Origin of the sequence: Cupriavidus sp. USMAA2-4, assembly GCF_001854305.1 — a bacterium.
GTDB lineage: Bacteria > Pseudomonadota > Gammaproteobacteria > Burkholderiales > Burkholderiaceae > Cupriavidus > Cupriavidus malaysiensis.
Genome location: NZ_CP017748.1, coordinates 3,078,121 through 3,098,228, shown reverse-complemented (window position 1 = coordinate 3,098,228; position 20,108 = coordinate 3,078,121). Strand labels below are relative to the sequence as shown.

19 protein-coding genes are annotated in these 20,108 nt (G+C 69.5%); 4 read left to right on the top strand and 15 right to left on the bottom strand.

The genetic code is table 11. The features are described 5' to 3' along the window. Positions 1-220: 220 nt before the first annotated feature. Positions 221-1,417: a ribonucleotide-diphosphate reductase subunit beta gene (locus BKK79_RS13695; protein WP_071037879.1), complete on the top strand. Its 1,197-nt coding sequence runs from the start codon at positions 221-223 to the stop codon at positions 1,415-1,417. Positions 1,418-1,516: 99 nt separating this feature from the next. On the opposite strand, the gene BKK79_RS13690 is transcribed toward BKK79_RS13695, so the two are convergent. Beyond that, complete coding sequence (locus BKK79_RS13690; protein WP_071037878.1) at positions 1,517-2,347, bottom strand: AraC family transcriptional regulator; 831 nt, start codon at positions 2,345-2,347, stop codon at positions 1,517-1,519. A gap of 86 nt (positions 2,348-2,433) precedes the next feature. On the opposite strand from BKK79_RS13690, the gene BKK79_RS13685 reads away from it, so the two are divergent. Further along, positions 2,434-3,060 carry a glutathione S-transferase family protein gene (locus BKK79_RS13685; RefSeq protein ID WP_071037877.1) on the top strand — a complete coding sequence of 209 codons (627 nt, stop codon included), beginning with the start codon at positions 2,434-2,436 and terminating at the stop codon, positions 3,058-3,060. 56 nt (positions 3,061-3,116) lie between these two features. Here the strand turns inward: BKK79_RS13685 and BKK79_RS13680 are convergent, their stop codons facing one another. The 7 genes from BKK79_RS13680 to BKK79_RS13650 form a co-directional block, all read right to left on the bottom strand. After that, entirely contained in the window at positions 3,117-3,446 is a 330-nt protein-coding gene (locus BKK79_RS13680; protein ID WP_071015521.1) for a DUF190 domain-containing protein, read from the bottom strand. Between the two features lie 229 nt (positions 3,447-3,675). After that, positions 3,676-6,606, bottom strand: a complete 2,931-nt coding sequence (locus BKK79_RS13675) for a ribonucleoside-diphosphate reductase subunit alpha (protein WP_071015523.1) — start codon at positions 6,604-6,606, stop codon at positions 3,676-3,678. Between the two features lie 452 nt (positions 6,607-7,058). Then, positions 7,059-7,682 (bottom strand): 1,6-anhydro-N-acetylmuramyl-L-alanine amidase AmpD, encoded by a 624-nt coding sequence (gene ampD / locus BKK79_RS13670; protein WP_071015525.1) that lies wholly within the window; start codon positions 7,680-7,682, stop codon positions 7,059-7,061. Continuing rightward, complete coding sequence (locus BKK79_RS13665; RefSeq protein WP_071037876.1) at positions 7,675-9,348, bottom strand: sigma-54-dependent transcriptional regulator; 1,674 nt, start codon at positions 9,346-9,348, stop codon at positions 7,675-7,677. Before BKK79_RS13665 ends, ampD begins: the two co-directional genes overlap by 8 nt. Positions 9,349-9,413: 65 nt before the next feature. Further along, complete coding sequence (locus tag BKK79_RS13660; RefSeq protein ID WP_071015529.1) at positions 9,414-11,477, bottom strand: sensor histidine kinase; 2,064 nt, start codon at positions 11,475-11,477, stop codon at positions 9,414-9,416. Beyond that, complete coding sequence (locus BKK79_RS13655; RefSeq protein ID WP_071015531.1) at positions 11,474-11,734, bottom strand: PP0621 family protein; 261 nt, start codon at positions 11,732-11,734, stop codon at positions 11,474-11,476. Before BKK79_RS13655 ends, BKK79_RS13660 begins: the two co-directional genes overlap by 4 nt. 8 nt (positions 11,735-11,742) lie before the next feature. Further along, positions 11,743-12,648: a cytochrome C assembly family protein gene (locus BKK79_RS13650; protein ID WP_071015533.1), complete on the bottom strand. Its 906-nt coding sequence runs from the start codon at positions 12,646-12,648 to the stop codon at positions 11,743-11,745. 82 nt (positions 12,649-12,730) lie between these two features. Here BKK79_RS13650 and ffh point away from each other — a divergent pair, with 82 nt between their 5' ends. Together ffh and BKK79_RS13640 are read left to right on the top strand one after the other, a co-directional pair. After that, complete coding sequence (ffh, locus tag BKK79_RS13645) at positions 12,731-14,119, top strand: signal recognition particle protein (RefSeq protein ID WP_071015535.1); 1,389 nt, start codon at positions 12,731-12,733, stop codon at positions 14,117-14,119. 78 nt (positions 14,120-14,197) lie between these two features. Then, entirely contained in the window at positions 14,198-14,740 is a 543-nt protein-coding gene (locus tag BKK79_RS13640) for a hypoxanthine-guanine phosphoribosyltransferase (RefSeq protein WP_071015537.1), read from the top strand. Here the strand turns inward: BKK79_RS13640 and BKK79_RS13635 are convergent. The 7 genes from BKK79_RS13635 to BKK79_RS13605 all read right to left on the bottom strand — a co-directional run bounded on the left by BKK79_RS13635 (position 14,724) and on the right by BKK79_RS13605 (position 20,058). Further along, positions 14,724-15,344: a LysE family translocator gene (locus BKK79_RS13635; protein WP_071015540.1), complete on the bottom strand. Its 621-nt coding sequence runs from the start codon at positions 15,342-15,344 to the stop codon at positions 14,724-14,726. The two genes, BKK79_RS13640 and BKK79_RS13635, sit on opposite strands and share 17 nt — an antisense overlap. A 135-nt stretch (positions 15,345-15,479) precedes the next feature. Beyond that, the gene (locus BKK79_RS13630; protein ID WP_071015542.1) at positions 15,480-16,145 is read right to left on the bottom strand and encodes a LysE family translocator; all 666 of its coding nucleotides are present in this window, start codon (positions 16,143-16,145) and stop codon (positions 15,480-15,482) included. 91 nt (positions 16,146-16,236) lie between these two features. Next, complete coding sequence (locus BKK79_RS13625) at positions 16,237-16,590, bottom strand: VOC family protein (protein ID WP_071015544.1); 354 nt, start codon at positions 16,588-16,590, stop codon at positions 16,237-16,239. A 159-nt stretch (positions 16,591-16,749) separates the two neighbouring features. Further along, positions 16,750-17,580 carry a DUF6597 domain-containing transcriptional factor gene (locus BKK79_RS13620; RefSeq protein ID WP_084084711.1) on the bottom strand — a complete coding sequence of 277 codons (831 nt, stop codon included), beginning with the start codon at positions 17,578-17,580 and terminating at the stop codon, positions 16,750-16,752. Then, entirely contained in the window at positions 17,577-18,467 is an 891-nt protein-coding gene (locus BKK79_RS13615; RefSeq protein WP_071037875.1) for a helix-turn-helix transcriptional regulator, read from the bottom strand. The genes BKK79_RS13620 and BKK79_RS13615 overlap by 4 nt, the downstream gene beginning before the upstream one ends. Then, positions 18,464-19,348 (bottom strand): 2OG-Fe(II) oxygenase, encoded by an 885-nt coding sequence (locus tag BKK79_RS13610; RefSeq protein WP_071015548.1) that lies wholly within the window; start codon positions 19,346-19,348, stop codon positions 18,464-18,466. The genes BKK79_RS13615 and BKK79_RS13610 overlap by 4 nt, the downstream gene beginning before the upstream one ends. Beyond that, positions 19,345-20,058 (bottom strand): lytic transglycosylase domain-containing protein, encoded by a 714-nt coding sequence (locus BKK79_RS13605; protein WP_071016591.1) that lies wholly within the window; start codon positions 20,056-20,058, stop codon positions 19,345-19,347. The genes BKK79_RS13610 and BKK79_RS13605 overlap by 4 nt, the downstream gene beginning before the upstream one ends. Positions 20,059-20,108: the final 50 nt, after the last annotated feature.

Sequence of the window (20,108 nt, the reverse complement as noted above, 5' to 3'; positions counted from 1 at the left end):
CATCCACTTCACGAGGGAGCAGCAATGCGACAAGCCATGCCGTGGTCCCATCCGAGCGCCTGCCACGACCCTCGCCGAAGTGACACCGACACAGGCCGTAGCGGCTAGCACGCCGCACGGACCGCACCGCTGGCACAGGCCGGCGGATAACCGCAGCGACGGCCGCGCCAAGGCGCGCGACACCGTCCGCAACCGAAAAGCATCCACGGAGAGAATCGCCATGCTGAGCTGGGACGATGACGTTCAAGCCACCCCGCAGGCTGCCCCGCAGCCTGCCCCGCAACCCGCGCTGGAAGCGGCGCCGTCTAGCGCCGACCAGCTCGGCACGCTGCCGCCGGCCGCCACGCAGCCGGGTGGCATCCTGGGCGACAACCCGAACGCCGCCGCCGCGCAGAGCAAGCGCCGCGTCAATGCCGCCGACAAGCGCGTCATCAACGGTTCCACCGACGTCAACCAGCTGGTGCCCTTCAAGTACAAGTGGGCCTGGGAAAAGTACCTGGCCGGCTGCGCCAACCACTGGATGCCGCAGGAAATCAACATGTCGCGCGACATCGCGCTGTGGAAGGACCCCAACGGCCTGACCGAGGACGAGCGCCGCATCATCAAGCGCAACCTGGGCTTCTTCGTCACCGCCGACTCGCTGGCCGCCAACAACATCGTGCTGGGCACCTACCGCCAGATCACCGCGCCGGAATGCCGCCAGTACCTGCTGCGCCAGGCCTTCGAGGAGGCCATCCACACCCACGCCTACCAGTACATCGTGGAGTCGCTGGGCCTGGACGAGGCCGAGGTCTTCAACGCCTATCACGAGGTGGCGTCGATCCGCGACAAGGACGAGTTCCTGATCCCCTTCATCGACACGCTGACCGACCCGTCCTTCAAGACCGGCACGCCCGAGAACGACCAGAAGCTGCTGAAGTCGCTGATCGTGTTCGCCTGCATCATGGAAGGCCTGTTCTTCTACGTGGGCTTCACGCAGATCCTGGCGATGGGCCGCCAGAACAAGATGACCGGCGCCGCCGAGCAGTACCAGTACATCCTGCGCGACGAATCGCTGCACTGCAACTTCGGCATCGACCTGATCAACCAGATCAAGCTCGAGAATCCGCACCTGTGGACCGCCGAGTTCAAGGCCGAGATCACCGAGCTGTTCAAGAAGGCCGTCGACCTGGAATACCGCTACGCCGAGGACACCATGCCGCGCGGCGTGCTGGGCCTGAACGCGCCGATGTTCAAGGGCTACCTGCGCTTCATCTGCAACCGCCGCTGCCAGCAGATCGGCCTCGAAGCGCTCTTCCCGAACGAGGAGAACCCGTTCCCCTGGATGAGCGAGATGATCGACCTGAAGAAGGAGCGCAACTTCTTCGAAACGCGCGTGATCGAGTACCAGACCGGCGGCGCGCTGTCCTGGGACTGATCGGCACGGGTCCGGCGCCGCGCCGGACCGGAAGCCCGAACGAGGCGACGCCGTTGGCGTCGCCTTTTTTCTTGTGCCCGCACCGGCCGCTGCCGCCGTTCAGGCTCCCGCCTCCTGGCGGCGATAGGCGTGCGGCGGCTGGCCCACCAGACGCTGAAAATCGCGCGTGAAGTGCGCCTGGTCGTAGTAGCCGAGACTCTGCGCCAGTTGTGCCAGGTCGACCGCTTCGCCGCCCGCCAGCCGGTCGGCGGCTTCATGCAGCCGGTAGCGCCGGACCACCCACTTCGGGCTCACGCCCAGATAGTCGGCAAAGCACTGCTGCAGGGCCCGCACGCTCATGCCGGCCCGCTCCGCCAGCGCTTCCACCCGGGTCAGCAGCCCATCCCCGGCGGCCTGCGCCAGGATGGCCTGCAGTCTCTCCACGCGCGCATCCGGCGGCGGCAGGCGGGGCTGCAGGAAGTCCGCCGCGGCAGCGACCATGGCGGCATCGTCTCCGGCTTCGAGCACCGCGCGCTCGAAGCCGGCAGCCGCCTCGTCATCGAGACCGGCGAATACCGCCGGCAACGGCAGCACGCGGTCGGTGACGGTGTGCACGGGCCGGCCCAGCACGGCGCGGAAGGCGCCGGGACGGAATCGCAGGCCCAGCGCGCGGCCCCGGCCAGCCAAGGTGTAGTCGAAGGCGCCGCGCACCACGCCGAAGAGCGCAGTGCGGCCGGCGTCGAACACGAGATTGACGCAGGGATAGGGCAAGGTTCGCTGCGTGTAGGCAGGCTGGCCGCGCAGATCCCACTCCACCAGCCAGGCATGGTCGAGAAAGGCTGCCAGGCCGGCCGGCGGCTGGTAGCGCGCCAGGCGGAATTTTCGGCTGGCCGACGTTGGCGCGACAACGCCCTTGGGCCGTTCGGTCACGGGCCGCAGCGGCGTGCTCATGCGCATTTTTCCAAGACCGGAAGGACGCGCACGCCTATAAAAACAATCCGGAGTTCTTCCCTCACCTCGTTCCTGCGGAGTCCGCGATGTCTACGAATCGTCATATTACGCTGTTCCACGCCCCTAACAGCCGCTCGGCCGGCGCGCGCATCCTGGTCGAGGAACTCCAGGCCGAGCACACGCTGCAGGTACTCGACCTGAAGGCCATGCAGCAACGCGAACCGGCCTACCTGGCGCTCAACCCGATGGGCAAGGTGCCCGCGCTGCGCCACGGCGACAGCATCGTCACCGAGCAGGCCGCGATCTTCCTGTACCTTGCCGAACTCTACGCGGAGCGGGGCCTGTCGCCCGCGCCGGGGGATCCGCTGCGCGGCGCCTACCTGCGCTGGATGGTGTTCTACGGCTCCTGTTTCGAACCGGCCATGGTCGATCGCGCGATGCAGCGCGAAGCGGGCCCGGCCAGCATGTCGCCCTACGGCAGCTATGAGGCCGTGGTCGGCGCGATCGAACAGCAATTGCAGCCAGGTCCCTGGCTGCTCGGCGAACGCTTCACTGCGGCGGACGTGTTGTGGGGCAGCGCGCTCGGCAGGATCTGCGCTTTCAAGCTGATGCCGCGCTCGCCGGCGGTTGGCGCCTACCTGGAGCGCTTCCAGGCGCGGCCGGCCGTGCAGCGGGCGCAAGCGCTGGATGCGGAGCTGGCCGCAAAAGCCTGAGCAGGGCGGCCCCGTACCAGCCCTGGGACGCGCCTGCCACCCCGGCGACGCCCGGCTCAATGCGCGCGCGCCCCGCCGCCTGCGAGGCCGAACTCCACCGGAGAACGCGTATAGAAGATCTCCACCGGCTCCTCGGCAAGCCGCGCGAACAGGGCATCGGCCTCCGCCGCGGTGGCGATCAGCGTGATCTGCTCCGGCCGGTCGGTCAGTTCGACGAAGTGCCAGCTGTGCAGCCGGTGATGGTGCCCGATGCCCTCGGCCGCCACCAGGTGCGTCGCGCCCTGCAGCTTGAGGTCGCGCATCACCTCCATCAGCCAGTGGGAAAGCTGCTTGCCGCGGTGCCGCCGGCTTTCGACCGTGTACAGGGTGATCTGATAGCCTTCCACGATATGCCCCCATGCCGCCGCGCGGCACGACGCAGGCGCGTGCCCGGCGCGGCTCCTGCTCCAGTCTAGGCGACCCCCGGCCGGCCGACGGCGGGGCCGCCGGCAACCCGAAACCCGGCGCACCAATGGAAACGGGCCGGTGCCGGGAAACCCCGGCACCGGCCCGTGCTGGCTGGGAGCACCGCCGCAGCCGTCCGGCTGCGGCGGGCCCGTGCCCTGCCCTACCGCCTTACTGGCAAGCCTCGCATTCCTCGAAGCCGGGGTCGCCCGGACGCATCGTGCATACCGCGCCCTCGGCCTCCGGCATGGCCGGGGCCGATGCCGCGGCGGCGTCCAGCGCGGAGCCGCCGTCGCTGCCCGACGACACGGCGTTCAGCGAGCCGCGCGTCACCGTGGACTTCTCCACGTGGGTGGCCGCCATGGTGCGCAGGTAGTAGGTGGTCTTCAGGCCGCGCAGCCAGGCATGCTTGTAGGTGTCGTCCAGCTTCTTGCCCGATGCGCCGGCCATGTAGATGTTCAGCGACTGGGCCTGGTCGATCCACTTCTGGCGACGGCTGGCCGCTTCCACCAGCCAGCTCGGCTCCACCTCGAAGGCCGTCGCATAGATATCGCGCAGGTCCTGCGGGATGCGGTCGATGCGGGCCAGCGAGCCGTCGAAGTACTTCAGGTCGGCGACCATCACCTCGTCCCACAGGCCGCGTGCCTTCAGGTCGCGCACCAGGTAGTCGTTGACCACGGTGAACTCGCCCGACAGGTTCGACTTGACGTACAGGTTCTGGAAGGTCGGCTCGATACAGGCCGACACGCCGATGATGTTCGAGATGGTGGCCGTCGGCGCGATCGCGATGCAGTTCGAGTTGCGCATGCCGTGCTGCTTGATGCGCGCGCGCAGGCTGTCCCAGTCCATGGTCGAGGACAGGTCCACGTCGAGGTAGCCGCCGCGCTCCTCGCCCAGCAGCTTGAGCGAGTCCTGCGGCAGGATGCCGCGATCCCACAGCGAGCCGTCGTAGCTGCTGTAGCGGCCGCGCTCTTCGGCCAGTTCGGTCGAGGCCTGGTACGCGTAGTAGCACACCGCTTCCATCGAGGTGTCGGCGAACTGCACCGCGGCGTCGCTGGCATAGGGCAAGCGCAGCACGTGCAGGCAGTCCTGGAAGCCCATGATGCCCATGCCGACCGGACGATGGCGCAGGTTGGAATTGCGCGCCTTGTCCACCGCGTAGTAGTTGATGTCGATCACGTTGTCGAGCATGCGCATCGCGGTGCGGATGGTCTTCTGCAGCTTGGCGTGGTCGAGCACGTAGCTGCCGTCGGCCTGCTGCTTCAGGTGCGCCACCAGGTTGACCGAGCCGAGGTTGCAGACCGCGATCTCGCTCTCATTGGTGTTCAGCGTGATCTCGGTGCACAGGTTGGAGCTGTGCACCACGCCCACGTGCTGCTGCGGGCTGCGGATGTTGCAGGGATCCTTGAAGGTGATCCACGGATGGCCGGTCTCGAACAGCATGCCCAGCATCTTGCGCCACAGCTGCACCGCCGGGATCTTCTTGAACAGCTTCAGCTCGCCGCTGGCGGCCTTGGCCTCGTAGCCCAGGTAGGCCTGCTCGAAGGCCTTGCCGACCTTGTCGTGCAGGTCCGGGCAGGTCGACGGCGAGAACAGCGTCCATTCCGCGTTCTCCATCACGCGCTTCATGAACAGGTCGGGAATCCAGTTCGCCGTGTTCATGTCGTGCGTGCGGCGGCGGTCGTCGCCGGTGTTCTTGCGCAGTTCGAGGAATTCCTCGATGTCGAGGTGCCACGTCTCCAGGTAGGCGCACACCGCGCCCTTGCGCTTGCCGCCCTGGTTGACCGCCACCGCGGTGTCGTTGACCACCTTCAGGAACGGCACCACGCCCTGCGACTTGCCGTTGGTGCCCTTGATGTGCGAGCCGAGCGCGCGCACATTGGTCCAGTCGTTGCCCAGGCCGCCGGCGAACTTCGACAGCAGCGCGTTCTCCTTCAGTGCCTCGTAGATGCCTTCCAGGTCGTCCGACACGGTGGTCAGGTAGCACGAGGACAGCTGCGAGCGCTGGGTGCCCGAGTTGAACAGCGTCGGCGTCGACGACATGAAGTCGAACGAGGACAGCAGCTGGTAGAACTCGATGGCACGCGCCTCGCGGTCGGCCTCGTTCAGCGCCAGGCCCATGGCCACGCGCATGAAGAAGGCCTGCGGCATCTCGATGCGCACTTCATCGATGTGCAGGAAGTAGCGGTCGTACAGCGTCTGCAGGCCGAGGTAGTTGAACTGGAAGTCGCGCGAGGCGTCGAGCGCCGCGCCCAGGCGGGCCAGGTCGAAGGTGGCCAGCTTCTCGTCGAGCAGTTCGGCCTGGATGCCGCGCGCGATGAACTTCGGGAAGTACTCGGCGTAGCGCGTCGCCATCTCGGCCTGGGTCACCTCGGCGCCGAGGATTTCCTTGCGGATGGTGTGCAGCAGGATGCGGGCGGTGACCTGGCTGTAGTCCGGGTCCTTCTCGATCAGGGTACGCGCGGCCAGGATGGCCGAGTCGTAGACCTGGCTCATCGGCACGCCGTCATACAGGTTCTTCAGCGTTTCCCGCAGGATCGGCTCGGCACTGACGCTCTGGCCGAGGCCGCTGCAGGCGTTGTCGATCAGCGCATGCAGCGCGGCCAGGTCCAGCGGCCTGCTCTGGCCGCCGTCGGTGACGTTGACCGTCACGCCGCCCTGCTGCACGCGGGCCACCGCCTGGGCGCTGGCCTGGGCGCGCTCCTGCGTGCGCTTCTCGCGGTAGAGCACGTAGGCACGGGCCACCTCGTGTTCGCCCGAGCGCATCAGCGCCAGCTCGACGTGGTCCTGCACATCCTCGATATGGAAGGTACCGCCGTTCGGACGGCTGCGCAGCAGCGCGCGCACCACGCCCTGCGTCAGCTGCTCGACCAGCTCGCGCACGCGCGCGGAAGCGGCGCCCTGCCCGCCGTTGACGGCGAGGAAGGCCTTGGTCATGGCCACCGTGATCTTGCTGGGCTCGAATGCCACCACGGCGCCGTTGCGCCGGATGATCTTGTGATCCTGGTAGCCGCTGTTAGCGGCGGCAGTCGACTGCTGGGGCGCTGCAGCGCCGGCGGGATTGGCCACGCCGGCTGTGATTTCGTTCTGGGCCGTCTGCATGAAGCACTCCTGTTTCCCGGGGTGAAAACGACAGAGTCCCCAGCAAATGCGCACTGAACAATCCCACCGCCGGCACGGGGCCGGAACGGCAAGCGGCTTGCTACATCTGCAGGGGACTCGAAAGACTGGACGCCCGGTGTCCCGGGCCGCCGGCCGCGCGATGCCTGCATCGCGACGGCTGCGTCCCCTGGGTCACATCCAGGCGAGCACGCTGCCCGACCACTAGATATAGTGGCCGGATCAGAAAACTGGACTAAGTATAGTGAAACGACACGCGTTGACCAGTCTTGACAACTTAGTTTTTGCCGAGCGGTGCCGGCCTTGCGCGCTGCCGCATGGCCGCCAGGCCGCATAGCGCAAGGCTTGGGCGCCGCATGGTGCGGGGGCGCATATTGTAGAGAAATTTTTTCGATTGGCCGACGGCAGCCGATAGCCACAAGCACCGTCAGGATTCACTTGCCAGCCGGCCTCACCGTGCGGTAAGGCAGCAGCGCCGGCGCCAGGCCAGCCTCGCCGGCCAGCCGGTCCCAGTCGAAGTGCGGGCCCGGATCGGTCTTCCGTCCGGGCGCGATGTCGCTGTGACCGGCCAGCGCGCCCACCGAGGGGTAGGCTGCCAGCAGCTCCCGCACCAGGGCGGCCACCGTGTCGTACTGGGCGGCCGTGAACGGCAGGTCGTCGCAGCCCTCGATCTCGATGCCGATGGAGAAATCGTTGCAACGCTCCCGGCCGAAGAAATCGGACAGGCCGGCATGCCAGGCGCGCGCATTGCAGGAGACGAACTGGATCAGCTCGCCATCGCGCGCAACCAGGAAGTGGGCCGACACGCGCACGTCGTGGATGGTGGCGAAGAAGGGATGGCGGGTGGCGTCGAGCCGGTTCTGGAAGAAGGCCTCGATGTCGCCGCTGCCGAACTGCCCGGGCGGCAGGCTGATGTTGTGCAGCACCACCAGCCCGACCGGCATGCCGGCGGGACGCTCGTCGAAATTCGGCGAGTCCACGCGGCGCGCCGCCGCCACCCAGCCGTCGGCGCCGGGACGCAATGCGGGCCGCAGGTACCTGGAACGCCGCTCAGCCATCGTGCCTCCCTGTGGCCAGCGGGTCGGTGCATCCCGATATCTCGGTGCCCTCGATGCCGTCCGCCGCATCTAGGGCCTCGCCCGCTTCCTCGCGCCCGTCGCCGCGGATGCCGAGTTGCTGGATGCGGTAGCGCAGCTGGCGGAAGCTCAGGCCCAGCAGCGGCGCCGCCGCCGTGCGGTTGAAGCCGGTCTGCTGCAGCGCCTGCAGGATCAGGCTGCGCTCCAGCGCCTCCAGCCGCGCCGGCAGGTCGATCGGGAAGACCACGGGCGCGCCGATCGCGCCGATCGCATCGTCGGCCAGCACGACCGACGCGGACGCGGTCGGCACCGGCACCGGCTCCGGTGCCGCCGGCAGTCCGGTGGGCAGGGCGACGGGCGCCAGCGCGGGCGCTGCCACCGGCGCCCACAGCGCGCCGCCCGGCCACGGCGCATAGTAGGCCGCGGGCGCGGCGGGCGGCGCCAGCAGGCCGGGGCGCTCCGTGCCTGCCTCCAGCGGCCCGAGATCGGCCACGTCGATGTGCTCGCCCTCGGCGAAGGCGTAGGCCCGCTCCAGCAGATTCTCCAATTCGCGCACGTTGCCGGGAAAGCGGTAGGCCGACAGCCGCTCGAGCGCCGCCGGCGACAGCCGCTTGGCGCGCGGGTCGCCGTAGCGGCCGGCCAGGTGGGCGAGAATGGCCCGCGCCAGCACCGGCACGTCTTCCGCGCGCTCGCGCAGCGTGGGCATGCGCAGTTCCAGCACGTTGAGGCGGTAGTAGAGATCCTGGCGGAACTGGCCCGCCGCCACCATGGCGGCCAGGTCCTTGTGGCTGGCGCAGACCACCCGCACGTCGACGAGATCCTCGCGGCTGGCGCCGATCTTGCGCACACGCCGCTCCTGCAGCGCACGCAGCAGCTTGACCTGCATCGCCAGCGGCAGGTCGGCCACCTCGTCGAGCATCAGCGTGCCGCCGTTGGCGGCATGGAAGAAGCCGCCGCGTTCGCTGTCGGCCCCGGTGAAGGCGCCCTTGACGTAGCCGAAGAACTCCGACTCCATCAGCGTCTCCGGAATGGCCCCGCAGTTGACTGCCACGAACGGATGCGCCGCGCGCGCGCTGATGGCGTGGATGGCGCGCGCGGCACGCTCCTTGCCGCTGCCGGATTCGCCGCTGATCACGATGGGCGCCATGCTGCGCGCCAGCCGGGCCAGCGCGCGCCGCACCTCCTGCATGGCCGCCGAATGGCCCGGCAGCAGGTCGGCGGCCCGGTTGGCGGCATCGCCCGCCGACACCTCCGCGCCGTCGCGCTGCTGCCGGCCGAGCGCGTTCAGGATCAGGTTGCGCAACTGCTCCAGCGAGACCGGCTTGGCGATGTAGTCGAAAGCACCGGCCTTCAGTGCCTCGACCGCATTGTCGGCGCTGCCGTAGGCCGTCAGCACGGCCACCGGCACGCGCTCGGGCGCGCTCGACAGCTGCCGCACGATCTCGATGCCGAGCCCGTCGCCCAGCCGCATGTCCGTCAGCACCAGGCTGTAGTGCCCGCGGGCCAGCTTTTCGCGCGCCTCGGCCAGCGAGCCGGCCAGCACCACGTCATGGCCCATGCGGCGGATCGAGATGTCGAGCAGTTCGCGCAGATCGGCTTCGTCGTCGATGACGAGGATGGGATCGGGGCCGGAAGGTCGGAACGGCATGGGCGGCGTGCGGTGGAGTGGGCGCTGGGTCGCGTGGTCGGTCTGGACGGGAGGCTCGGCCGGCCTCAGGTGCCGCCGGTCTCCGGCGTGTCGATGCGCAAGGTCAGCACGAAGGCCTTGGACGGCAGTGTATCGCGCGCGGCCGGCGCCAGCATCCCCGTGCGCTCGAGCAGCGCCTCCAGCGAAATGGTGCCGTAGCGCACCTGGGCATCGTTGGCGCCGCACAGCTCGCGCGCCATGAACAATCCCAGGCCGGTACCCTGGGCATTGCTGGTGAAGAAGGGCTCGAACAGGCTGCGCTGGTGCTCGCGCGAGACCTCGCTGCCATCGTTCCAGACGATCAGCTCGGCATGGTGCTGGTCCAGCGCATGCGCCAGCAGGCGGATCGCGCCGGGCCGGCGGCTGCAGTAGCGCCAGGCGTTGTCGAGCAGGTTGCCGACCACCTGTTGCAGCTGCGACGGCTCGAAGATGACCGGCCTGGCCACATCGACCGTCAGGCGGATGGCATTGGCATTGACTTCATGGCCGGGGCCCGCAGGCGGCGCCGCGCCGGCCACCGCCTCGGCGCGCGCCGAGCGCGAGCGCATCTCCGCGCGCCAGCGCGCCACGATTTCCGGCAGCGCCTTGTTCAGGTCCACGGCACTGCGCTCGGTACGCGGGCGGCGCGACATCTGCAGCACGTCCGAGACCACCTGGTCGAGCCGCCGCACGTTGTCGCTGATGATGCGCAGCAGGCGCGCGTCGACGTCGCCCTCGGCCCGCGCGCCGCGCCGTCCGGAGTCCGCCAGCAGCTCGCTGGCCTGGCTGATCGCCGCCAGCGGATTGCGGATCTGATGCGCCACGCTGGCCACCAGCCGTCCCATCGCGGCCAGCTTCTCCTGCTGGACCTGCTCGGCGATGCGCTCCCAGCTCTCGATATGCACCAGCACGGTGTCGCGCATCTCGCTGCGCAGCAGGGCTTCGTCCTCGGGACTCCAGGACATCGCCTCGTTCTGCGCGATGGCCAGGCGCAGGCGCGCAGCCGCCTCGGGCGACATCTCGTTCCAGGCCGCCGTGCGCATCGACGATGCCGAGCCCAGGGTGTGCGTCGACAGGGACGCGGCGAAGGTGGAGCGCAGGCCGGCCACGCCCGGCAGCAGGAAACGCAGGCGCAGGCGGGTGTGCAGGATGGGCCCGCCGCCCGAGGAAGGCCGCAGCGGCAGGGGCAGCAACTGCAGGATGCGCGGCGCGTCGTCGCGGCTGCGCAGCCAGTCGCGCAGCATTTCCGCCAGCGGCTGCAGCCGCGGGATGCGGCGCAGGTCGAACAGGATGGCTTCGCGCTGTGCGCCCGCCGCGCGCGGATCGCCGCCGCGCTCGGCGGGCTGCACGCCGAGCAGCACCACGGCGGCCGGATTGGCCGCTACCACGGCACCATTGGCGCGCAGCAGCATCACGCCGTCCTGCATGTCGTTGACCATCAGCCGGTTGACCAGCTGCTGCAGCCGCAGCTCGCGCTCGCGCGCCAGGGCCAGCTGCTCCTGTGCCAGCTGGCGGTTGGCCAGCAGGTACATCAGCAGCGCCGCGATCATGAACACCAGCCCGTAGAGGCCGGCGCCAAGCAGCGCGGGCGCGGTCTGGCGCGCCACCAGCGTCTGCATCATCGGCTCGCCCAGCACCGTCAGCGCCGACACCGCGGCGGCGAACAGCGCGAACGGCAGGCTGGTCAGCGCACCGGCCTCCAGCGCCGGCAGCAGGAAGATCATGGCCAGCCCGTCACCATGGCGCCCCAGGGCGTGGAACAGCAGCGCCAGCAGCAGCAGGTCGGCCAGCACCTGCAAGCGCACGCGGAAATGAAAGCGGCGGCGCCACAGCGCGGCGGCAGCCATCGCCAGCGCCAGCGCGAGGTAGGACAGCACCAGGCGCATCGGGCTGGCCCAGGTCCACGGCGCCTCCGGCAGGGCCTGCAGCATCTCGCCGCGCTGGGAGGGCAGCCAGATGTAGCCGAGCAGCAGCAGCCCGACGGCCAGACGCGTCCAGCAGAAGTAGTGCAGCAGGCGCCAGTGGAATTCCGGCGGCTCGGCCTGCTGCCAAGTCTGCAGCATGGCATGCAGCACGCCGGCTGGCGGCGCGGCGGGCTGCCGGGTCTTCATGCGGGCGGGCCGCTGTCGTCCGGCAGGTGGCTGCGCCGGCAATAGTGCAGGCCACGATAGGCGATCGCCTCGCTGCGCGGCAGGTGCACCCCGCAGCTCGCGCACGGCACCATCGCCTCGCTGGCACTGCCGTCATCGGGGGAGGGCCTGGCCGAGCGCGCCGCCCGGCGCTCCGCGCGCAGGCGTTCCTCGGCGCGGTTGCGCAGCCACCAGAACATGCCCAGCACCACAGCCAGGAGAAGGAAGATGCGTGCCATGCCGGGCCTCAGACGCGATGCAGGATCACTTCGATGACGAAGCGGCTGCCGACGTAGGCCAGCAGCAGGATGCCGAAGGAGGCGATCACCCAGCGCAGCGCGGCGCGCCCGCGCCAGCCGTAGAAGCGCCGGCCGATCAGGATGCCGCAGAACATGCCCCAGGACAGCAGGGCGAAGACCGTCTTGTGGTCGAGCCGGAAGGCCCGCCCGAACAGTTGCTCGGAGAACAGCAGGCCCGAGGCAATGGTCAGCGTCAGCAGCACGAAGCCGGCGCCGATCAGGCGGAACAGCAGCTTCTCCAGCGTCAGCAGCGGCGGCAGCAGGTCCAGCCAGCGGCCGAGCCAGCGCGGCTCGCCCGCGCCCCCGCCCACCGGACGGTTGAAGCCGTGCAGGCGGCGCTCGGCCAGCAGCATCAGGAAAGCATGGAAGGCGGCCAGGGTGAACAGCCCATAAGCCACGTTGGCGATGATGAAATGCAGCTTGAACAGCGGCTTGGCCGCATAGCCGAGGATCTGCGAGCCGGGAAAGACCAGCGGCATCAGGCTGGCCAGCAGGGCCACCGGGATCACGATCAGGCCGAGCCCGGCCAGCGAGAAGAAGAAACTCTCGATCCAGTAGATGCCCACGCCCAGCCAGAGCATGGCCGACAGCGCGTAGGCGAAGCCGAACATCATGTGGTCGGCGGGAAAGATGGTCTCGTGCAGCAGCAGGCCGTGGCTGGCCAGGGCCCCCACCATCAGCAGGTGCCACCAGGGCGGCTGCGCCTCTCCCGCGCCGGATGCGCCCGCCATCAGCAGGGCCGAGCCGCCACCGCCCTGGGCCAGGGCGGCCAGCTGGGCATGACGCGCCGCCCAGCCGTGATAGGCCAGGCCGCAATAGAGAAGTGCCGTCAAGGCATACAGTACAATGGCCATTTGCACAGTTTACCCTAGCGCCCTGTACTGGTGGCGCCGCGGTAACGCCGCGCCCGGGCGCCAAACCTCCCCCTTTTCTGCCATGCTGGACAATCTCACTCAACGCTTGGCGCGGGTCGTCAAGACCATGCGCGGCGAGGCTCGCCTGACCGAGGCCAATACCGCCGAAATGCTGCGCGAAGTGCGCCTCGCCATGCTCGAGGCCGACGTCGCCCTGCCAGTTGTGCGCGAGTTCATCGCGCGCGTGAAGGAAAAGGCCATGGGCGAGGAGGTGGTCTCCAGCCTCACGCCGGGCCAGGCCCTGGTCGGGGTGGTGCAGCGCGAGCTGACCGCGGTGATCGGCGGCGAGGAAAGCCTCCAGGGCAAGAGCGCCGAACTGAACCTGGCAGTGCAGCCGCCCGCCATCATCCTGATGGCCGGCCTGCAGGGCGCGGGCAAGACCACCACGGTGGGCAAGCTGGCCAAGTGGCTCAAGGAGAACAAGAAGAAGAAGGTGCTGACGGTCTCCTGCGACGTCTACCGCCCCGCCGCGATCGCCCAGTTGAAGACGGTGTCCGAGCAGGTCGGCGCGGAGTTCTTCCCCTCCCAGCCGGACCAGAAACCGGTCGACATCGCACGCGCGGCGCTGGACTGGGCGCGCAAGCACTATGCCGACGTGCTGATCGTCGACACCGCCGGCCGCCTGGGCATCGACGAGGCGATGATGCAGGAGATCGCCGCGCTGCACGCCGAGCTCAAGCCCGCCGAGACCCTGTTCGTGGTCGATGCCATGCTGGGCCAGGACGCGGTCAATACCGCCAAGGCCTTCAATGACGCGCTGCCGCTGACCGGAGTGGTGCTGACCAAGCTCGACGGCGACGCACGCGGCGGCGCTGCGCTGTCGGTGCGCCACATCACCGGCAGGCCGATCAAGTTCGTCGGCGTCGGCGAGAAGCTCGACGGCCTGGAGCCCTTCTACCCCGATCGCATGGCCCAGCGGATCCTGGGCATGGGCGACATCCTCGCCCTGGTCGAGGAGGCGCAGCGCGGCGTCGACATGGAAGCGGCCGAGAAACTGGCCAAGAAGATCAAGAAGACCGGCGACTTCGACCTGGAAGACTTCAAGGCACAGATCGGCCAGATGAAGAAGATGGGTGGACTGGGCAGCCTGGTGGACAAGCTGCCGGCCCAGTTCGCGCAGCAGGCCCAGGGCGCCAACATGGACCAGGCCGAGAAGCAGGTGCGCCGCATGGAGGGCATCATCAACAGCATGACGCCCGCCGAGCGCGCCAAGCCGGACCTGATCAAGGCCAGCCGCAAGCGCCGTATCGCCGCCGGCGCCGGTGTGCCGGTGCAGGAAGTCAACCGGTTGCTCAACCAGTTCGATCAGATGCAGGGCATGATGAAGAAGCTCAAGGGCGGCGGCATGATGAAGCTGATGCGCTCGATGGGCGCCATGAAAGGCGGCATGAAAGGGTTGTTCAACCGCTGATTCCCTGCCCGCGCGGGGCCGCTCCCCGCGCACCGCCCCCACGCCCCCACGCCAAGAAACGAGATAGGAAGAACCATCATGATGACCGCCGAACAGGCCCGCGAACTGTGGGCCAATTCCGAGGAAATCGTCAGCGCAGAAGCCGTGCAGGCCTCACTCGACCGCATGGCAGCCGAGATCACCGCCAAGATCGGCGACACCTTCCCGCTGGTGCTGTCCGTGATGGGCGGCGCCGTGGTCTTCACCGGCATGCTGCTGCCCAAGCTGGCCTTCCCGCTGGAATTCGACTACATCCACCTGTCCCGCTACAACAACAAGACGGTGGGCGGGGAAATGCAATGGCGCGTGGCGCCGCGCGAATCGGTCAAGGACCGCGTGGTACTGGTGCTCGACGACATCCTCGACGAAGGCGAGACCATGGCGGCCATCCGCCAGCGCATCATGGACATGGGCGCGCGCGAGTTCCACGCCGCCGTGCTGTGCGAAAAGACGCTGGCCAAGGCCAAGCCCATGCATCCGGACTTTTGCGGCTTCACCGTGCCGGACCGCTATGTGTTCGGCTGCGGCATGGATGCCAAGGGCTACTGGCGCAATCTCGGCGCCATCAGGGCCTTGCGCTGAGGATAGGCCACAGCGAGGCGAGCAGCAGCAGCGCCATCGCCACATTGAAGACCCGCAGCACCCGCGGGTCGGCCAGCCAGCGGCGCAGCGCCGAGCCGAACACCGCCCACATGGCCACGCTGGGCAGGTTGATCACGGCGAAGATCCCCGACAGCAGCAGGACGTTGACCCACAGGTTGCCGTGCAGCACATAGGTGCTGCACGCGCCCACCGCCATCACCCAGGCCTTGGGATTCACCCACTGGAAGGCCGCCGCGCGCAGGAAGCCCATCGGCCGCGCCACGCTGCGTTCCTGCACGCCGCCGCCCGTCGCGAGCTTCCAGGCCAGCCATGTCAGGTACAGCGCAGCCGCCACGCGCAGGACCTGCCAGGTCCACGGCAATGCCGTGAACAGCGAGCCCAGGCCCAGGCCCACCAGGGCTACCATCAGCGAGAAGCCCAGGCTGATGCCGAGCAGGTGCGGAACCGTGCGGGCGAAGCCGAAGTTGACGCCGGAGGCCAGCACCATCGTATTGTTGGGACCGGGGGTGACCGAGGACACCAGCGCGAAGCCGCAGAAGGCGGCGAAGACGCCGGAGCCGGCAGCGAGCTGAAGCAGTGCCATGAGAGGACTCCGTCTTAGGGGCGAAAAGCAGGGGATGAAAACGACCTGCTCAGTCTAGCGACGGTTACCAGCACAGTACCGGTACACTTTTCCACAAATGTACCGGCATGGATATCGGATGCGACCGGGTTCGGCCTAGCTCCGCCAAGAGCGCACCGCCACGACGGTGGCCAGGCCCCACAAGGCCAATCCCGTGCAGCGGCCGACCGCAGTGGTCGAGCGGGCGAAACGCGAGGCCACGGCCGGGTGTCCGGCTCCGTACGCCACCAGCAGGTCCCAGCCGAACACGGCGCAGAACATCCAGGCCCCGTAGGCGGCCTGGATGGCCGGCGGCGTGTGCTGTGCGGCCAGCATGGCGAACAGGCTGGCATAGAACAGGGCGTTCTTGGGATTGAGCAGCGCCGACAGCAGGCCCGTGCCGAGCTGTGCAGCCCAGGCAACCGGGACCGTCGCCCCGCCCTGCCCCGGCTGCACCCCATCGGGCAGAGCGAAGCCGCCGCGCACGCGCAGGAAGCGCCAGCCCAGCCACACCAGGTAAGCGCAACCGGCCCATTGCAGGCCGTCCAGCCAAGCCTGGCTGGCCCGGCTGGCAGCCAGTCCGGCCAGCGCCAGCAGGATGAAGACCCCGTTGCCGAGGGCGATGCCCAGGCAGACCGCGGCCGTCCGGCGCGGGCCATGCAGCAGGCCGCTGCGCACCACCAGCAGGAAATCCGGGCCCGGGCTCAGCAGGGCCAGCAGGTGGGCGCCGGCCACCATGGCGAATTGCGGCGCGAGGCCGCCGGGCGCATTCAGCAGATCCATCTCCGTCCTCCATCGGATGATGGCAGTGTCGGCCCGCCGCGCCGCGCCGTATTGAAGGAAATTGCGCGGCCGGGGACCGCGGGCGGAAGACTCAGGCGGCCGTCCAGACGGCCAGCTCGTAGCCGTCCGGGTCGGTGAAATGGAAGCGCCGGCCTCCCGGGAATTCGAATACCTCCTGGCTGATGCGCCCGCCGGCGGCCACGATGCGCTGCCGGGCATCAGCCAGGTCCTCGCTGTACAGGATGACCAGCGGCCCGCCCGGCCGGACCGCCGCGCCGGTGGTGAAGCCACCGGTCAGCCGGCCATCGCTGAACTCGCAATAGGCCGGCCCATAGTCAGTGAAGGTCCAGCCGAACACCTCGCCGTAGAAACGCTTGCTGCGTGCGATGTCGCCCACGTTGAATTCGATGTTGTCGATCTGGCTGTCCTTGCCCCGGATTCCCATGGCTGCCTCCTGTGGAATGGAATGGAATGGATTGAATCAATCGGAAGTGCAGGCTACAGCATGAGGGCAGCGCGCGCCGCCGTCTTGAACGAAACGGCCAGCGGCGGGAACGGCACGTGCAGATCGCGCCGCCTCGCGGCTCCCCCCGCAGCGTTGCCGCTAGAGCGCCTGATCCGCCCGCAACTGCTGCCGCAGGCGCGCCGGCGTGATGCCGCAAAGCGCCTGAACCTCGCGGCCGAGGTGGGCCTGGTCGGCATAGCCCGCCTCGGCGGCGAGGAGCGCCAGCGATGCCGCGCCCGGCAGCCCGCGCAGGCGGGCAAAGAAGCGCTGGAAGCGCAGGATACGTTCCAGCGTCTTGGTCCCGTAGCCGAAATGATCGTGGCATAGACGCCGCACGCTACGTTCGCTGAGATCCAGCCGCTTCCGTATCGCCAACGCGCGCGCGCCGTCCTCGACGGGCAGCCCGCACAGGCGGAACAGCTCGGCCGCGCGCACCTCGGCCGGTGCCACGCGGCGGCTTGCCGCAAGCAGTTCCTGGTGGAAGGCGCGCGCCTGGCCAAGCGGATCCCTGGCTTCCTGCACGCGCGCCGCCATGTCCGCGGCGGCCCTCCCCCATAGATCCTCCAGGGCCACGGCGCGCCCGACCAGTTCCGACAGCGGCAGGCCAAGCCAAGCGCGCGCCGCGCCCGCACGAAAGCGGGCACCCAGCACGTGCGCGCCCGGCGCCAGGTCCGGGTGTGCAGCCGTCACATCCGGACCGACCACACGCAGCGCGCCATCGCGCCAGAGGACGTCCACGCAGCCATCGGGCAGCACCGCCACCGCGCGGGCCGGCCCGGGCGGCAGCGTGCTGCTCCAGAAGCAGGAAAAATGCCCGCGCAGCGCCAGGTCCGGCGGCGCCTCGCGATAGCACCCGGTCACGCCGGCGATGCCCGGCTCGGCACCTGGCGTGGCTGGCCCGCCCCGGCGCGGCGGCAGCGCCACGGTCATGGCCGCATTTCGCGCGCGGCGGGCGCGGCGGGCGCGGCGTCTGCCGCGGCGCCACGCCCGCCGCGCTGGTAGGCCAGCGGTGTCATCGCCACGCGCTGCTTGAAGGCTCGCTGGAAGTGGCTCTGGTCGGCGAATCCCAGTTGCAGCGCGACGTCGGCCAGGACACCGCCCGCGCGCAGCAGCCGGCGTGCCTGGTTGATGCGCTGGTCGAGCTGGTAGGCGTGCGGCGTCAGGCCGGTCCCGGCGCGGAAGGCGCGGATCAGGTGATATCGGCTCATGCCGGCTTCGCGCGCCAGTTCGGCCAGCGGCAGGCGCTCGGCGTGACGCGCCTGCAGCAGCGCTTTCAGGTGCGCCAGCCGCGCGGCCGGCAGCATGGGGGCGGTCGGCGCCGGCTGGCGTGTCAAGGCGCCGCGGCCGGCAAGCAGGTCGCCGACCACGCCCACCAGGGCCGCCTCCTTGGTCTCGGCATCGGCCGGGGAGAACAGGATCCCGCCCAGGGTGCGCAGCGCCCGGTAGCTGGCCGCCTCGCGCCGCACGTCGACTTCGTCCAGAGCGTCGATCGCGCCGCCGTGGGCGGCAATCTCCGCCAGCACGCCCCGCACCCAGCACGGTTCAAGGTGCAGCATCTGGTAGCTCCAGCGGCCATCCGGCAAGGGATTGCAGGCATGCACGCGCTCGGCGGGCACGACCACCACCGTACCGGGCGCCAGGTGCTCGACACCGCCGGTCCAGCGGAAAACACTGCCGCCGCCGTCAACCGCGCCGATCGACAGGGTCGGATGCGTATGCGGCAGGTAGGCGGCGCCGCCGTCGCCGGCGCACCGGTACTCGGCGAACGGGAGCGCGGCATCGAACCAGAGGCGCGCGGCCGGCCTGGCCGGACTCAAGGCAGGTTCCGGTACGGACGCTCGCGCAGCCATTTGGTTGCGATCCATTTCTCGCCCGCTGTCACCGGCAGGCCCGCGTGCAGGGTCCGCTCGTCGAGACGTCCGTCCGGCAAGCGGTAGGCGAAGTAGACCGCATTGCCCTGCACCGGCGCCACCTCCAGGCCCAGGCGCGGAAAGGCCGTGGCGCCGCCGGCCGGCGGGCTGTTCAGGTAGATCACCAGGGTGGCGATGCGCTGGCCGCCGACGCGCAGCTGGCGCGCCTCGCCCGGCCGCTCCGGATGGAAATAGTCGTAGTGCGGCTGGTACTGGCCGCCGGGCTTGTAGTTGAGGATCTGCAGGCCTTCGCCATGCTCGGCCGGCACGCCCGTGAGCGCGGCGATACGCGCTTCGATGCGGGCGATCAGGGGGTGCTCGCCCACCTGGAACATGGCGCCCAAGCTGGTGCGCGCATCGATCAGGTTTTCGTCGCCGGTGTCGGGATTGACCACCGGCGAGCGCGCCAGCCGCCCGCGCGCCAGCGCCACCAGGGCGTCGCACTCGGCGGCATCCAGCAAACCCTGGTAGAGCGAAACGCGCGGCGCCTGCAGCGAGAACAGCAGCCGCGTGTCGTGGGCGCCATGCCGGTGCACGTTCTGCATGGCATCGCCCGCAGCCCCGGCCGCCGGCGCGGATGCGGCGGCGTCGCGCGCAGGTGCCACGGCGAGGGCCGCCAGCACGGTGGTGCGGGCGAAGCCGGCCTCGTAGCCGGACAGGCACATCGAGCGCACCAGGGCTTCGACACCGAAGCCGAGTGCAATGTGGCGCACCAGCCAGCGCTCCAGCTCCGGCGACGAGACCGTGTGGCCGGTGGCGCCGGCCGCATTGCCGGGCTGCGCGCTCATGACGGATTGGCGAGGCGCCGCGCAGAGAAGGGGTTGCCGGCGGGGCGCTCGGCCAGGCCGCCCGGCGCGGCGCGCGGCGCGGCAGGCGCCGGATCGCCGGCCACGGTGACCGAGACTTCGGAATACTGCCAGCGCTTCCACGCGGCCAGCACGGCATTCGGGTATTCAGGACGGCCGCGGCTGCCGTTGTAGCGGCCCAGGGCGAGGAACAGGTCGCCCTGCTCGCGGTCGAGGTAGTAACGCAGGATGGTGCAGCCGTAGCGCAGGTTGCTCTGCAGGTGGAACAGTTTGCGGGAATCGCTGTCGCCGATGCTGCGCGTCCAGAACGGCATCACCTGCATCAGGCCGCGCGCGCCGGCGGCACTGATGGCGTACTTGCGGAAATTGCTCTCGACCTGCATCAGGCCGAGCACCAGCGCCGGCTCCAGTCCCGCACGCTTGGCTTCGTAGTAAGCGGTCTCGATCAGCTCGACGCGCGTCTGCGATTCGGGGATGCGGCTCTCCAGCCGGCGCGACATCTCGTCCAGCCATTTCAGGTAGGCCAGCCGCTCCCCGCCGCTGGCGAAGACGGGCCGCACCGGGCGGCCGTCGGCGATGGCGGCGGCCAGCGCGCCGCGCACCGAGTCGGCGAGATCTTCTTCCTTCTGTGCGCCGGCGTGGGCGGCGGCTGCCGCCACCACCAGGAACAGGGCGCCGCCCGCGCGCGCCAGCCGCCCGGCGCCGAGCCGGGTAGCGGACAGGCTGGAAGCTGGGCGTGGCG